At 45.2% G+C, this 14460-nt stretch carries 16 protein-coding genes; 5 read left to right on the top strand and 11 right to left on the bottom strand.

From position 1 onward, the window contains the following. Positions 1-4 precede the first annotated feature (4 nt). Positions 5-967 (top strand): acetylornithine carbamoyltransferase, encoded by a 963-nt coding sequence (locus tag B5F91_RS00680; protein ID WP_087427277.1) that lies wholly within the window; start codon positions 5-7, stop codon positions 965-967. A gap of 88 nt (positions 968-1055) precedes the next feature. Here the strand turns inward: B5F91_RS00680 and B5F91_RS00675 are convergent, their stop codons facing one another. From B5F91_RS00675 to rpmH, 7 genes are all read right to left on the bottom strand, one after another. Further along, positions 1056-1454: a rhodanese-like domain-containing protein gene (locus tag B5F91_RS00675; RefSeq protein WP_087427201.1), complete on the bottom strand. Its 399-nt coding sequence runs from the start codon at positions 1452-1454 to the stop codon at positions 1056-1058. A 14-nt stretch (positions 1455-1468) separates the two neighbouring features. After that, a complete protein-coding gene (locus tag B5F91_RS00670; protein WP_087427200.1) occupies positions 1469-2134 on the bottom strand; it encodes a NigD-like protein in 666 nt (221 codons plus the stop codon). Beyond that, positions 2131-3285, bottom strand: coding sequence for a 1-acyl-sn-glycerol-3-phosphate acyltransferase (locus tag B5F91_RS00665; protein ID WP_087427199.1), 1155 nt, complete (start codon positions 3283-3285; stop codon positions 2131-2133). Before B5F91_RS00665 ends, B5F91_RS00670 begins: the two co-directional genes overlap by 4 nt. 219 nt (positions 3286-3504) lie before the next feature. Continuing rightward, entirely contained in the window at positions 3505-4479 is a 975-nt protein-coding gene (locus B5F91_RS00660; RefSeq protein ID WP_087427198.1) for a D-alanine--D-alanine ligase, read from the bottom strand. 2 nt (positions 4480-4481) lie between these two features. After that, entirely contained in the window at positions 4482-5549 is a 1068-nt protein-coding gene (locus B5F91_RS00655) for an RluA family pseudouridine synthase (RefSeq protein ID WP_087427276.1), read from the bottom strand. Between the two features lie 39 nt (positions 5550-5588). Continuing rightward, the gene (locus B5F91_RS00650) at positions 5589-6230 is read right to left on the bottom strand and encodes a PASTA domain-containing protein (RefSeq protein WP_087427197.1); all 642 of its coding nucleotides are present in this window, start codon (positions 6228-6230) and stop codon (positions 5589-5591) included. Between the two features lie 94 nt (positions 6231-6324). Further along, positions 6325-6486, bottom strand: coding sequence for a 50S ribosomal protein L34 (rpmH, locus tag B5F91_RS00645; protein ID WP_007571228.1), 162 nt, complete (start codon positions 6484-6486; stop codon positions 6325-6327). A gap of 189 nt (positions 6487-6675) precedes the next feature. Here rpmH and efp point away from each other — a divergent pair, with 189 nt between their 5' ends. The 4 genes from efp to B5F91_RS00625 all read left to right on the top strand — a co-directional run bounded on the left by efp (position 6676) and on the right by B5F91_RS00625 (position 10483). Then, positions 6676-7242, top strand: coding sequence for an elongation factor P (gene efp / locus B5F91_RS00640; protein ID WP_087427196.1), 567 nt, complete (start codon positions 6676-6678; stop codon positions 7240-7242). Between the two features lie 89 nt (positions 7243-7331). Further along, positions 7332-7835 (top strand): calycin-like domain-containing protein, encoded by a 504-nt coding sequence (locus tag B5F91_RS00635; RefSeq protein ID WP_087427195.1) that lies wholly within the window; start codon positions 7332-7334, stop codon positions 7833-7835. A 168-nt stretch (positions 7836-8003) separates the two neighbouring features. Then, positions 8004-9596 (top strand): PCMD domain-containing protein, encoded by a 1593-nt coding sequence (locus tag B5F91_RS00630; RefSeq protein ID WP_144025035.1) that lies wholly within the window; start codon positions 8004-8006, stop codon positions 9594-9596. A 458-nt stretch (positions 9597-10054) separates the two neighbouring features. Beyond that, positions 10055-10483, top strand: a complete 429-nt coding sequence (locus B5F91_RS00625) for a DUF6078 family protein (protein ID WP_087427193.1) — start codon at positions 10055-10057, stop codon at positions 10481-10483. 164 nt (positions 10484-10647) lie between these two features. On the opposite strand, the gene B5F91_RS00620 is transcribed toward B5F91_RS00625, so the two are convergent. The 4 genes from B5F91_RS00620 to B5F91_RS00605 all read right to left on the bottom strand — a co-directional run bounded on the left by B5F91_RS00620 (position 10648) and on the right by B5F91_RS00605 (position 14392). Then, complete coding sequence (locus B5F91_RS00620; protein ID WP_087427192.1) at positions 10648-11430, bottom strand: porin family protein; 783 nt, start codon at positions 11428-11430, stop codon at positions 10648-10650. Between the two features lie 26 nt (positions 11431-11456). Next, positions 11457-12566: a PCMD domain-containing protein gene (locus B5F91_RS00615; protein ID WP_087427191.1), complete on the bottom strand. Its 1110-nt coding sequence runs from the start codon at positions 12564-12566 to the stop codon at positions 11457-11459. A gap of 158 nt (positions 12567-12724) precedes the next feature. Continuing rightward, entirely contained in the window at positions 12725-14059 is a 1335-nt protein-coding gene (locus B5F91_RS00610) for an NADP-specific glutamate dehydrogenase (protein ID WP_087427190.1), read from the bottom strand. A gap of 150 nt (positions 14060-14209) precedes the next feature. Then, positions 14210-14392 carry a hypothetical protein gene (locus B5F91_RS00605; RefSeq protein ID WP_087427189.1) on the bottom strand — a complete coding sequence of 61 codons (183 nt, stop codon included), beginning with the start codon at positions 14390-14392 and terminating at the stop codon, positions 14210-14212. Between the last annotated feature and the right edge of the window lie 68 nt (positions 14393-14460).

The raw sequence follows: 14460 nt of genomic DNA, 5'->3' as shown, positions 1-14460 counted from the left end.
CAACATGAGAACTTACACAAATGTATTTGACTTGGGCGATTTGAAAACCGCTCTTGCAGAAGCTTTTGAGATTAAGAAAGACCGTTATAAATACGAAGCGTTGGGCAAGCACCGCACGTGTTTGCTGATATTCTTTAATAATAGCTTGCGTACACGCCTTAGTACACAGAAAGCGGCACGCAATTTGGGTATGGACGTGATTGTACTTGATGTCAATCAAGGAGCATGGAAGCTGGAGACCGAACGAGGTGTGGTGATGGACGGAGACAAGAGTGAACACTTATTGGAAGCCATTCCGGTAATGGCATCCTATTGCGACATCATCGGTGTACGCTCGTTTGCCCGTTTCGAAAGCCGCGAAGACGATTATACCGAAAAGATATTGAATCAGTTCATTCAGTATTCGGGTAAACCGGTGTTCTCGATGGAAGCGGCTACAGGACATCCGTTGCAGGCATTTGCCGACTTAATAACCATCGAGGAATACAAGAAAACGGAACGTCCGAAAGTGGTATTGACTTGGGCACCTCATCCGCGTGCCTTGCCTCAAGCCGTACCTAACTCGTTTGCCGATTTCATGAACGAAGCCAATGTGGACTTTGTGATTACACATCCCGAAGGGTATGAACTCGACCCGAAGTTCGTGCGTGGAGCTAAGGTGGAATACAACCAAATGAAAGCCTTCGAAGGGGCTGACTTCATCTATGCAAAAAACTGGGCATGTCCGGGCGTGACCAATCCAGCCGATTATGGTAAAGTGTTAAGCAAGGACATGAGTTGGACGGTAGATACCGACCACATGAAGGTTACGAACGATGCCTTCTTCATGCATTGCCTTCCGGTGCGCCGCAACATGATTGTGACCGATGATGTAATTGAAGCACCCACTTCATTGGTTATCCCCGAAGCCGCTAACCGTGAAATCTCCGCTACGGTAGTGCTGAAGCGTATGTTGCAAGCGTTGTAATATAGAGTTCACCACAGATTACACGGATTTGATTAGTGAAAATGAATTTATTGATTAAATCTGTGTAATCTGTGGTGAGTTTTTATATTTATCTTTCCACTTCCTTGCCGTATTCTTTCCAATTGTCAAATCCTTTATCTAAATTGTAGACCTTGTAGCCTAAGTTGGTAAGGATGCGTGCGGCGTTCCGGCTTCGGCGTCCGCTTTTGCAATATACGGCTACGGGATAGTTCTTGTCGAGTACTTCTTCGGCGGCTGCGGCGAAATGGTCTTCCAATACATTGACATTCAGGCTGCCCGGTATGTGTCCTTCGCTATATTCCGCAACGGTACGCACGTCCAGGCGTTGCACGTCCTCGTCTTGTATCAGGCGGTCGAACTCATCGGCGGTTAGGTTCTTGAACTTGTCTTGAGGCTTTGCGCTGCATGCCATTAGTCCGAGCAGGCAGACGATTACGAAGAAAAAGAAATAGAGTGGTTTAATCATAAGTAGGGAATTTTTTAATAGGTGAATTCTCTGTAGGTTTGTCCTTCTTTATAAGTATGGATGCGGAAGCATATTTTGTCTCCGGTGCGCAGGGTGTCTTGGTAGTTCCGAAGCGGAGCGGAGAGGTAAGTCAGGTTGGTGAATGCTTCGTAATCCTGGTTGCTATTATGGAAAAGCCGTAGGTATAATGTACGTACGCCTTGAGAATCGGTAGAGATGCTGTCTTCAATGAAATGGAAAGCATGTGCCTGGTCTTTCCGTTTTACTTCTGCTATCAGATTCAGGTAATTGCCTGAAAGCCATATACTCTGAATATCCACCGGGTCGGTATAGATGCTGTCTTTCCATTCGGATGCTTTAGCCGGATAGGGTGAAATGACGATTTTGCTGGAATAGAGCATTACTTCCGCTTCGCTTGAATTGGTTTTTTCCGTTAGAAACTGATAAATAGATACGGTGCGGTAGATGGTGTCGGCGTGAAGTCCGTTTAGACCTTCACGAGGCTGCACGGCATAACGCTTCCCATTGTCTGCCACCAAGTGGGTGATTGTTCCGCTTTCGTCTGTCTGGATATCAATGAATTCGGTAATGACATTGGGGTAGACATACGTTTCTTCTTTGCAGCTTCCGGCAAGAAGCAGGCAAAGAAGAAAGGCGATAGGGAGTATCCGTTTGTTCATGCCTCTAATGCTTTCAGGTGGTTGATGGCCGGATTGGCATACATGGTCAGGATGCATTGCCGCAAGAACGGGATGTCCTTATTCGGCAAATCAATCAGGGCGAGTTTCTTTTGCAGGTATGCTTCGAATTTCGCTTGGTCTTTCTCGTCATACTTTCCGGCAAATTCGTGTTTCCCTTCCAGCAAGTCGTATGCGATGTAATTACCAGGATATAAGCGGTAATTACGGTGTATGTGCAGATCGATAAGTTGGGCTGCTTTTACGAAAATCTCGTTCTTCGGCAATCCGCGCAAAGTCTCCAGTTCTTCGTTGAGGCAGGGAGCCGTTTGGAAATAGACTCTGCCTTTATATCCGAAGATGCCCGTCTGCATATTGATAAGGTCGTCTTGTTGCGTTTTCTTGAATCCTTCGATGTCCCGTTTCTGTTGCATTTCCTTGGCTTTCAGGAAATCGCAGGGGTCGTATTCATACGATAAAGAGGTCGGGACAATGTTTAGCTCTTTTAAGGAGTCGATGACATCTTCTTTCCCGCCCAATGCTAACATTTTCAATACGCTTTCTTGTGTGCGGTCGTTCGAGTCTTTGGCACGTCCTTCGCGTTGGGCAATCCAAATGTTTTCTTTTTTCTCGGTAATGGCGAAATGGATGTAGCGTGACATACGTGCCGATGACAATAGCATCTGGCGCATGCTGAGCGCACGCTGCACGATGAACGACTTGTTTACCCGCACTAATTTCTTTATCCATGGATAAATGAGGAGGTTATCCCCAATGGCGATTTCTACGGTATTAGGAAAGTGGTTTTCCAATAGTCCGACCGAAAGGAAACCGGGGTCGAGCACGATGTCGCGATGGTTGGAGATAAATGTATAATTCTTCCCTTTATCGGGCAATGAAGAAGCGTTCAGGGTAAATCCGTCGCTATGTTCTTCGATGATTTTGTGCAGGATAGGGTAGAATATCGTGGCTTGCACCTCCAAATTGGTTTTGCATTGATGTAGCCGCTGGTGAAGCGCATCGAGGGGGACTCCCGGCATGATGATATGGGCAACCGCCTGAAAAGCAGGGTCAGCCAGAAGTTCCTCGAATACTTGCGGAAGTTCTTCGGGTGTATACGGACGTATCTCGTCGAATTCAGCAGGAATGTTCATAATGCTTGGTTTTAAAGTTTGTCCCAAAGATAACTCTTTAAATTGAGAATTGAAAATTGAAAATTAAAAATTATGAATATCCGCATTTACCTAATTATGTAGGGGCGTATTGCATACGCCCTGAAAACATCCCTGTGGGTTAGTAAGTATCTTCGGGCGTATGCGATACGCCCCTACATGGGCTGTTTGCGGATATTCATATAATTCTTAATTTTTAATTTAAAAAGCGTTTTCTATGATGTCGGTCATAATTTCTTTCATATCAATGCCGGCGGCACGGGCTTGCTGGGGAATGAAGCTGGTGGCGGTCATTCCGGGAGTTGCGTTTATCTCAAGCAAATTGATTTTCTCGCCTTCGGTGATGATGTAGTCCACACGCACAATGCCCCGGCATCCCAAGATGTCGTAAATGGCAGAGGTGAGTTTTTGTACCCGGTCGGTCAATTCGGGGCTGAGGCGTGCGGGAGTGATTTCGGTCACTTGCCCGTTGTATTTCGCGTTGAAGTCGAAAAACTCGTTCTTGCTCACCACTTCGGTGATAGGCAATACCACCGACTTGTCCCGTGTCTTGTAGCATCCGTTTGCTAATTCGATGCCGTCCATAAAGGCTTCTATCATGGCATCGTCCGATTCGGCGAAGGCGGCTTGCAGGGCAGGCTGGATTTGTTCTTTGGTCTTCACCTTGGTTACGCCGAAGCTCGAACCGCTGGCATTGGGCTTGATGAAGCAAGGCAAGCCTATCTTTTCGATAACTTCTTCATCGCTGATGCCGTTCCGCTTGTGTACCAACATCGACTCGGCAACCCGTACACCGAAGCTTTTCAAGTATTGGTTGGTTACGAACTTGTTGAACGTCAATGCCGAAACCAATACATCGCAGGTGGAATAAGGGATTCCGAGCAACTCGAAGTAACCTTGCAGGATGCCGTTCTCGCCCGGAGTGCCGTGGATGGTGATGTAGGCGAAATCGGGCTTTATCTTTTGCCCGTTCTCCATGAAGGTGAAGTCGTTCTTGTCTACCGCACTCTTCGAGCCGTCTTCCAACAGGGCGTTCCAGCCTTTGCGCCCTAATTCGATTACATATACCTTATATATATCCTTGTCGATGAAAGAATAGATTCCTTCTGCACTTTTCATGGAGACATCGTGTTCCGACGAGTCTCCTCCTGCTACGATTGCAATAATACGTTTCATACTTATATTTCTCTGTTACTGATGTATGCTCTCCATTTCTCCAGTAAGAGTGTCATGTCTTCGGGCAATTCGGAAGAGAAGAACATTTCCTTGCCCGTGCGGGGATGTACGAATCCCAATGTTTTGGCGTGCAGGGCTTGCCGGGGACAAATGGCGAAGCAATTGTTTACAAATTGTTTGTATTTACTAAAATGAGTTCCTTTTAATATCTCGTGCCCTCCGTACCGTTCATCGTTGAACAACACGTGTCCGATGTGTTTCATGTGTACACGTATCTGATGCGTGCGACCGGTTTCGAGCACGCATTTCACGAGGGTGACATAGCCCAGACGTTCCAATACCTTGTAATGGGTAACGGCATGTTTTCCTTGCGTAGGGTCGCTCAGCACCGCCATCTGCATCCGGTCTTTGGGGTTGCGTCCGATGTTTCCTTCGATGGTGCCTTCGTTTTCATCGATGATGCCCCATACCAAGGCGTTGTATTCACGCTTTGTGGTTTTGTTGTAGAATTGCAAGCCCAAATGGGTCTTGGCGTCCGGAGTCTTGGCTATGACTAATAAGCCCGAAGTGTCTTTGTCGATGCGGTGCACTAATCCCACTTGCGGGTCGTTCGGGTCATACGTAGGCACGTTGCGCAGGTGCCAGGCAATGGCGTTCACCAAGGTGCCGTGATAGTTTCCGCAACCCGGATGCACCACTAACCCTGCCGGCTTGTTTATCACCATCAAGTCATCGTCTTCGTAAACGATGTCTAAGGGGATGTCTTCGGGGATAATGTCGTTTTCATACCGCGGGCGGTCCATCATCACCGTCAATACATCGAGCGGCTTCACCTTATAGCTGCTTTTTACGGGTTTCCCGTTAGCCATGACATATCCATTATCCGCAGCCATCTGGATGCGGTTGCGCGATGCGTTGACGATGCGTTCGAACAGATACTTGTCGATACGTATCGGGGCTTGCCCTTTGTCTACCGTTACGCGGAAGTGTTCGTATAGTTCGGGCGAGGAGCCTACCGGCTCGATGTCGTCCAGCGATTCGTCCAGTTCGGTTAGGTCATCTATCTCCATGAGGCTATTCATCTATATGCGTTTGTCTATTCACCTATATTAAAACCACGATTCATCTACTTGCGCCTCGCTTTCCTCCCGGTTGAGTTGGAAATTGAGCGAATCGGTCGTGAGCGAGTCGCGCAGGTGGGTATTCCCGATGCAGAGGGTGAGCAGGGCTTCGAAAGGCACCCGGTCGCCCGACTTCAGTTTCCGTCCTCGGTATTTGATGCCATATACCCAGTCTTGCTCTCCGGGCACCAGTTCGGGTTCGGTCAGCTTGAACTTCATCGCCTTCAGCTTGGCGGCGGCTTGGCGCACGGAACTGTTGTCGATGATGTCGGGGATTCTTACGCGGGGCACTTCGCGCGTGTTGATGGTCAGATAGACCGTCCGCCCTTCTTTTACCCTCATGCCGGCTTCGGGCTTTTGTTCGAGGACAATGCCGGGAGAGAGTTCTTTTACGAACGTAGAGTCCACCACTATGCCTTGCATCTGCTGGTTCTGGAGCAGGAATTGGGCTTGTTCCAGTGATTTGTGCTTGATGTCGGGCACTACATACGATTGTCCGTGATGCGTGTAAGCATCGAGCCAGAACAACGTTCCGCCGATGCATCCGATAACGGCAATTACCATTCCGATGAGGTTCAACCAGAAGAAACGGTTATGTTTGAACGAAAAAAAGTCTTTCAGCTTTATCATAATTCATAATTGGTTTGGGGTGAGCATCAAAAAAGAAAAGCCACAAAACACTGTCTCAGCATCTTGCGGCTCTTTGCTTTTTTCTTTCTCAGGCTTATGCTTTTACGCCGTTGTATTCGTCAGAGACGGTCAGTTTCTTACGACCTTTAGCACGACGTGCAGCCAATACGCGGCGACCGTTAGCGGTTGCCATTCTTTCACGGAAACCGTGTTTGTTTCTTCTCTTTCTGTTCGAGGGTTGATAAGTTCTTTTCATCTTTCGTATCTATTATGTTATTATTCCATGCGTTCGGGCTGCAAAAGTAGTGACTTTTTTTTAATAAACCAAACGGTAAATCATTTTTAGACAAATCTTTTTGTGTTTTTCCCTGATTTAGATTAATTTTGCACCCGATTTGAGAGTGAGAAGATAATTCAATAATCACAATAAATAAAGATTTTAGTTATGATTAATGCTCAAGACATTAAGATTGGAACCGCTATCCGCATGGATGGCAAGTTGTATTTTTGCATCGATTTCTTGCATGTAAAGCCGGGTAAGGGAAACACGTTCATGCGTACGAAGCTGAAAGACGTAGTAGACGGTTATGTGTTGGAACGTCGTTTCAACATCGGTGAGAAATTGGAAGATGTACGTGTAGAACGTCGTCCGTATCAGTTCCTTTATAAAGAAGGCGAAGACTATATCTTCATGAACCAGGAAACTTTCGAGCAAGTGCCTATCGCTCACGACCTGATTGAAGGCGTTGACTTCCTGAAAGAAGAAATGGTGGTAGACGTTGTGTCGGATGCTTCTACCGAAACGATCCTGTTTGCCGAACTTCCGGTAAAAGTTCAGTTGAAGGTTACTTACACCGAGCCGGGCTTGAAGGGCGATACCGCTACCAACGCTACGAAACCGGCTACGGTAGAAACCGGTGCTACGGTACGTGTGCCTTTGTTCATCAACCAAGATGAAACCATCGAAGTAGATACCCGCGACGGTTCATACGTAGGCCGCGTGAAGGCTTAATAGGATACTCCTTATTATATAATAGGCTGCATTCTTCGGCTTAGCAGGAATGCAGCCTTGCTTATTCTTAGACTTAAATTAATGGAATTATGAAAAAGAGTTTGTTTTTTTATTTGTTTGCCGTGCTCTGCACGATGAGCTTGTTCACTTCTTGTAGTGATGATGACGATGCGGTTTCTTTAGCTGAAATTGTAGCTGGAGATTATGACGGTACATTGGATATTGCTATGGATATGGGAGGTATGTCGGTATCGGTTGGTAAAGATATTGAGGAAACGGTTGAAGTGACTAAGGTGACCGATGCGGCGGTTGATTTGCGTATTCAAGGCTTCTCGATTATCGGTATGGATTTGGGGAATATTGAGTTGAAGAATTGCCAATTGACAGAGGTCAGAGACGGTGTATATGATTTTACGGCTTCTTCAAACTTGAATGTAGTTGGTATGCTTTCGGCTACGGTCAATGGAACAGGTGAATTTTCAGGCAATACATTGACTTTGAATTTGGATATTACCGATATTGCATTGGACGGAAATGACGTTACCTATACAGTAGATGTAAAATACGAAGGCACAAAAGTTGCCGGAAACTAATAAATAATTCACGGAAGTAAAATGCTTATTAGTCTTTACTTCCGTGTTTTTTATGTCCTGTTTTTAAGAATAGACCATAAATATTGAAGTTGACTCTTGCGTAAGTGCGTAATTTATACCAACTTTGCAGCAAAACTTAAAAACAGACTAAACTTTAATTTGAAAGAAATGAAAAAGAATTTGTTTTTTTATTTGTTTGCCGTGCTGTGCACGATGCCTCTCTTCACTTCATGTAGTGATGACGACGCTCCGGTAGTGATTCCGGTGGATGAAGAAATTGCCGGAAATTATGGTGGTAAGCTGGATATTAAATTGATGGGTCAACCTATTTCGGGTGATGGTATTGCCCAGAATGTAAGTGTGACTAAAGCGGGTGATAATGCGATTTCTTTATCTATAACTGATTTCTCTTTTCTCAAAATTCAGGTAGGTGATATTAACTTGAATAATTGTGCATTGACTTCAACCGGAGAGAATGCGTATAGCTTTACCGCAGAACCATTCGAATTGGCTTCGAAAGACGGACAAATGACTTGTACGGTAACATTGAATAGCGGCTCAATCGTAAATGAAATCTTAACTTTGAACTTGGGTATCGACGCTCAATTGGCAGGCATGGAGCAAAGTGTAGAGGTGACTTTTACAGGTGAACGTGGTGTAACGGTAGAAACGGCAAGTTCGGAAGCAGATATTACCGCATTCAGTTTTGATACTGATTATGACGCTCATCCGATGCATCAAGTAATTATTGCCAATTCGGTAGCTATTGATGCAGAAACTCATACTATTACATTCAATGTAGACCGTGATTCGCTGGCTACTGAGAAATATGCAGATGCATTGGCTAACCTGTATCCTATTTTCACTTTATCTGAAAAGGCTATAAGCACTCCTGCATCAGGCGAAGTTATGGACTTTTTAGGTGAAAACAATTCTGTAGTTATTACGGTAACGGCAGAAGACGGTACTACGAAAACGGAATGGACTGTAAAGGCTAATTTGACCTACGTGCCTACTACATTGGCTAATGACTTCAATACATGGGAGACTATTTCAGGAACAAATATTTTGACTCAAAGTTCATCATGGGAAGCTCCTTCACCTGTAGATATGTGGGCTAGTGCGAATGAAGGAATGGCTGGTATGAAGATTTTGGGATATGCTGGTGATTGGGCAATGGTAAAGGGTGAAGGACAAGATGGTTCTGCTGTATTGCTTCAAACATTAGATACAGAAGATTATAGTCCTGCTCCTGTTATCACTCCTGGAAGTCTTTATACAGGTTCTTTTGATTTTGATATGATGGCAGGTCTTCAAGGAAATTATTTGATAATGACTCATTTTGGTGTTCCTTTTAAAGGTAAACCCGCGACATTGAATGTTACTTATAAATATGAAAAAGGTGCTGAATATGTGGGCGGTGAGACCGGAACTGAAGAAGATAAAGGTTTAATCGTTGCCGTTCTGTATGAAGCTGTTGATGCTGCAGGTGCTGATTTTCATTTGGATGGAAGCACACTTGCTGACACACAGTATCATGTAATGAGTGCATGGGTAGAAGGTGCAGAAGGAGTCAGCGATACAAACGGAGAATGGAAGACGGTTTCTATTCCCTTCGAAGAACTCGGTACTTACGATTCTGCCAAGTCTTATAAATTGGCAATTGTTTGCCAGTCAAGTGTAAACGGAGCTACAGCTCAAGGTGCAGTCGGCAGTAAATTGTGGATTGACAATATTGAGGTAGAAGCCGTAGCAGAATAATTTGAACTTATTTCTGTAAACAACAAAGAGGCATGAAAGCAAGCGCGTTGGTTTCGCTTTCATGCCTCTTCCTTTTATTTAATATTCAGGCAAGCCTTATTTGCTCTTACACCGCATAAAGCGGGATGTTAGTCAAATTGGCTTGCACTTTATATGGCAGCATCGAATATCGTTCGGCATGTTCTATAAGTTGTTATAAAGCAATTTGTTCCATATAGTTGGTACATTTTTCTGCATGGAGTACACGGCTCTTTCATTTAAAGCATAATGAATGCTACAATACACCCCTACCAATAATTTGATAAAAAGCGGACACTCATTATATTTTTAAATGAAAGAACTGTGTTGGCGGATGAAAAATTGGAGTGCTTTGTGCATGGATTTTGAAATAAAAGCATTACATTCGCAGACGGCTTCATCGGGAAGCCTTTATTCGTTTATCTTAAAACAAGGATACAATGAACCAGAAATTAGAGATTCCGCATGGTTTTGCTTTATGCGGGGAGGCGGAATGCCTTTGTGCTGAGGGGTGTTTGCGTCATCGGGCTTATCTTCAGCAGGCAGAAACGGTAAAAGTATTTACGGTGGTAAATCCACGGTTTTGTACGAAGGATGGGCAATGTGCTTATTTCCGTGATGCGGGTCCAGTGAATTTTGCCCGTGGGTTTACTCAGATGCAGAAGCGGATGTTGCCCGAACAATATAATGCTTTTATGTGGAAACTTATCCCTTACTTCGGACGGAATCCTTATTTTGAACGTAGGAACGGTAAGCGGCTGATTTCGCCTGCCGAACAGCAGCAGATTGTGGATGTTGCCCAACAAGTAGGGGTGGAAGTGGAGTTTAAGTTCGACGCTTACGAGCAACGGTATAATTGGAGGAATTAACCGCTTGTGGCACAACGGTTAAATTGTTGAATTTTCAGTCCTACCTCGGTAGGACTGCTGTTTGGTATGGGGCAGTACTGCTGTTTTACTAGGGTAGGACTGCAGTCCTACCCTAGTAGGATTAGGGGAGGACTGGCATGTTTAAGCCTGTAGATTAGGATGTTTCAGAATACATATCCGAACCCGAAGTTCAGGTAAATGGGGTACATGGCGAAGGTGATGGTTTCAAAATCCTTTTGGAAGATGTCGTTCAGTCCCCATGTAAGGTCGGCATGTACAGTGAGGTGTTTGTAAGCTCTCCATGAGCCGCCTAACTGCAATCCCCATTGGAAATGACGAAGGTCTTCCGAAAAGTCGTATGTCGCAATGTTGTCTCCTGAAAAGTTTACGCGGCTTCCGGTAGCATCGGGAGTGCGGAGATGGCCTTCGTAGACGTTTCCATTGAAATCGCCGTCCATCATGTAGGAGAAGTAGGGACCGAATACCATTTTCCAGCGTTCACCTATTTTGTAATTGGCAAGAATCGGTACGGTGAGGAGTGACATTTTCACTTTGGTCTTTACGCCTCCGGTCCATAATCCTTGGATTTTCCCACCGGTTTCGCTCAGGATTTCCATACCGTAGTTTTTTACGGTGGCTTCGGTTGTCATGCTCTTGCTGTCGAGGCGAAGTCCTACGCTTACGCCCCATTTTTTTGCTTCGTCTATCCATTTGGTAGCGTTTCCTTCAATGGTGATAGCAAGCCCTGGGCTGTAGCTGTCCAGACTTCTGATTTCATGCGGAAGCGGAAGAGGGGAGGTGCCTCCGATGTTTACGCCTGCCTTGAATTCGTATTCCAGCCCGTGTAAGGTTGACCAAATCAAGCCTTTGTGTTCAGACCATTGCGCTTGGGCTGTACCAAAACCAAGCGTGAAGATTGCAACGAGAGTAAGTATGTATTTTTTCATATCGTTTTACATGTTTGAAGGTTGTTTTATTCACAGATGACTTCTACTTCGTCTATGTATAGTTCGCTTCCGATAGCTCCGCGGAAATAAGCTCCTTCGATGCTGGAAGAGAAGACGATAGCCAGTTTGTATTTGCCGTTTGCCAATCCTTCCGCATCTACAGTCTTGCCATTTTGCGGTTCGAAAGGTAGGTCGAAATAGGTCCATTCATCCGTTTCTATCATATTGTCGATGCGTGCCATGAGGGCGATATTTCCGTTAATGGCACCTACTAGAGGGAGTGCGTCTCCTGCCAAAGTGTAGTCGCTGGTAGGAGCTTCATAAAGAAGCGCATAGATGTCGCCCATGTCTGTTTTCCCTTCTACTGCATTTTTGTTTTCATCTGTAAAGGTTTCTCCTTTTTTATATTTATACCAGCCAGTGATGCGTGCGGGCTTTTTGGTAAAAGGAAAGCCGAAGCGGGTGGCTCCAAGTGGATCCATTACAGCATTTTGCACATCGAACGAGCCGATAAATAAGTTGCCGGCTGCGATGGGCATACCGATAGGGGCGCCAAAAGAACCGGTATCGCTGGTGGTAAGGCGGACACATTTTCCGCTATATCCTACAGGGTGTTGTGTGGTAGGATATTCTAGTTCGTTGAGTGCCATACCGCTCAGTTCGTATCCGGGATTTCCGCTTGCCCATTGCATGATGCCCGATTCGTTGGTCAGATAGAATATGTGATAAGGAGTAGTTGCCCGCAGGTTTTCAAATGAAAAATGGGTTGGAAGTTCCATTTTGTTGATGCGGACTATGTATGTCGCTTGGGTGTTTCCATCTTCGGACGTTACGGTAAAGCGGCGTAATGGTTGTTGGCTGAAGTTGTAATAAGGCGGTTGGTCACCAGCCTCTTGTTCGTCGGTTTGGATGGTTGCTCCGTCGGCAAGGGTAAAATTCAGTTCTTGTCTTGATATGTCCGTGCCGTCAAGCACATAGATTTCAATTTCTTTGTGTGTGGCATCAATACTTGCTAATTGGATATTCGCTCCGGTGCAGCCGTCAATAGCTGCTTCTACATTGGGCACTTCGTCCTGAATACACGAAGCGGTAAAGAGTGACAGGAGAAAACCTGCCGCACATGTTCTGAAGTTCATAATCGTCTTTTTGGTAAATATTTGGATGCAAAGGTAATGAAATAACTGATAGGTATGGATAAGTAGAATGTTAAAAAGAGACGGGAAGAGGAGGAAAAAGAAAAATCCGGTCCCCTTTGCAGAGAACCGGATTGGAATATGTCGCATGTGCGGGCTGATTATACAATGCCTTGAGCCATCATGGCGTTAGCCACTTTCATGAATCCGGCAACGTTGGCACCCTTCACGTAGTTGATGTAACCATCGGGTTCTGTTCCGTATTTCACGCAAGCTTCGTGGATGTTCTTCATGATGCTCTTCAGTTTTTCGTCCACTTCTTCTTGGCTCCAGCTCAGCTTGATAGAGTTCTGAGTCATTTCCAAACCAGATACCGATACACCGCCGGCGTTGGCTGCTTTACCCGGAGCGTAGAGGATTTTAGCTTCCTGGAATACGCGGATAGCTTCAGGAGTAGAAGGCATGTTTGCACCTTCCGATACGGCAAATACACCGTTTGCAATCAATGCTTTCGCGTCGTCGCCGTTGATTTCATTCTGAGTAGCAGAAGGAAGGGCGATATCTGCCTTTTCGTTCCAAGGACGTGCGCCTGCTACGTATTTGCATCCGTATTTTTCTGCATATTCGCGGATACGTCCACGGTAGAGGTTCTTCAATTCCATGATGTAATCCAATTTTTCGCGGTCGATACCGTCCGGGTCGTAGATATAACCGTCTGAGTCGGACATGGTAACAACTTTTGCTCCCAATTGAATCAGTTTTTCTACTGTATATTGAGCCACGTTTCCTGCACCTGATACCAAGCAAGTCTTGCCTTTGATGTCGATGTTGCGGGTCTTCAGCATTTCGAGCAGGAAGTAGATGTTTCCGTAACCTGTTGCTTCGGGACGAATCAGAGAACCACCGAATTCGCGTCCTTTACCGGTCAATACACCGCTAAATTCGCGGGTCAGTTTCTTATACATACCGAACATATAGCCTACTTCACGTCCGCCTACGCCGATATCGCCTGCAGGAACATCGGTTTCAGGACCAATGTGACGCCACAATTCCAACATGAAAGCTTGGCAGAAACGCATTACTTCAGCGTTTGACTTACCACGCGGAGAGAAGTCTGAACCACCTTTACCACCACCCATCGGGAGTGTAGTCAATGAGTTCTTGAATGTTTGTTCGAAAGCCAAGAACTTCAAGATGCCGAGGTTTACAGAACTGTGGAAACGGATACCGCCTTTGTAGGGACCAATGGCGTTGTTGTGTTGTACGCGGTAACCCATATTAGTCTGGATGTTGCCTTTATCGTCCATCCAGGTCACACGGAACTGATAAACACGGTCTGGAATACACAAACGTTCAATCAGATTCACTTTATCGAACTCGGGATGTTTGTTGTATTCTTCTTCGATTGTACCTAACACTTCTTCTACTGCCTGGTGGTACTCAGGTTCATTCGGAAATCTTCTTTTCAGATCTTCCAGTACTTTAGCTGCATTCATTCTTTAAATTATTAGAGGTTATAAATTATTTTCGCTGTTGTTTGATGTGGCAAAAGTATAGATTATTTTTTATTTGTGCAACAATTTACTAAGGGAATTGAAGAAAAAACATCAAAAAGCTGTTTTTGTTTTGTTTTTGTGTGGAAATGACTACTTGTTTCGTCCCTTTTTTAACGCTTTGACAATAGGAATGAACACCAAAGCGCCCGAAATGAGTATCGTAAGGATAAGCATGCCGTCAATTTGCGGGCTGGAAGTAAGGACAATAAAGCAAAGTGCCGCCCAAAACAAGGCAAGCACGACACATTGTGAAGTGGTAAGGGGTTTGCGCATGATGGTTGGATTATTATATTGATAAAAGAAACGCAGATTAACGCAGATTTACGCGGATGTCTTTTGTT

The organism is Bacteroides sp. An322, assembly GCF_002161765.1.
Taxonomy (GTDB): Bacteria; Bacteroidota; Bacteroidia; order Bacteroidales; family Bacteroidaceae; genus Phocaeicola; species Phocaeicola merdavium.
The sequence above is the reverse complement of the archived record's forward strand: the minus strand, read 5'-3'. Positions and strand labels throughout refer to the sequence as shown.